This is a genomic window from Aquiflexum lacus, assembly GCF_015476655.1.
GTDB classification, from domain to species: Bacteria; Bacteroidota; Bacteroidia; order Cytophagales; family Cyclobacteriaceae; genus Aquiflexum; species Aquiflexum lacus.
Genome location: NZ_JABFHF010000075.1, coordinates 1 through 937 on the forward strand (window position 1 = coordinate 1; position 937 = coordinate 937).

Below are 937 nucleotides of genomic sequence, written 5' to 3' on the forward strand. Positions count from 1 at the left end.
CCACCTTTACGGGAGACATTCCTGATGGCGGACTGAGCAATGATGCCCCTACATCCTTCACGCTAGGTGAGACCATTGTCACCTGGACGGTAACAGACAGAAGCGGCAATTCGGCCACTGCGGTACAGAAGGTAACGGTCAGGGACAGGGAACTACCGGATATCAAGGCCCCTGCCAATCTGGTACTGAGCTCAACAAGCGGCGGAATCTCTTCCTCTGAAGTTGATCTCGGTGAACCGGAGGTATCAGACAACTGCAGCATTGCCGAGGTCAGGAACAACGCCCCTGCGGTATTCCCTATTGGAACTACCACAGTGACCTGGACGGTCATCGACGGCAGCGGTAATATATGCACCGCCAAACAGCGTGTGACAATCAACCTTACCGAAGGAGCATGCGAAGTGACTGCCAAATCCAAACCTGTGCTGACACTGAAACTCAACAGTCAGGGCAAGGCAAGACTTAACCCTGATATGGCCGATGACGGTTCCACGGCCTTCTGTGGCCCGCTGAAACTCGACCTGAGCAAGTGCGACTTTACCTGTGAGGATATAGGAGAGAACAGCGTCAAGCTTATAGCCAAAGATGCCAAAGGCAACAGAGACGAAGTTGAATTCAAAGTGATAGTTGTGGATGAGTCCAAACCAAAAATCAAGGTTGACAAGAAAGCCTTTGTCTGGATGATGAAGAAAGGGGATACCTTTACCATGCCTGACTTCAGGGACAGGGTGGAAGCATCTGACAACTGTGGCTTCGAACTTCATCAGTGTCCTGAACCCGGAACCAAGTTCAGGAAACCTGAGAACAGCTTTGTGGAATTCGAGGCCAAAGATGCTTCGGGCAATAAGGCAACCGACAAGTTCAAGTTCAACCTGCTGGTCTTCAAATGCAAAGTGCCGAACAAAAACGGCAGGACGACAGGGGAGCAGGAGCTTTC

Annotated in this window: 1 protein-coding gene; it reads left to right on the forward strand. The window is 51.2% G+C overall.

The window, feature by feature from the left end:
- On the forward strand, positions 1 to 937 hold a 937-nt coding region (locus HMJ38_RS25070; protein WP_194977195.1), incomplete at both ends, for an HYR domain-containing protein.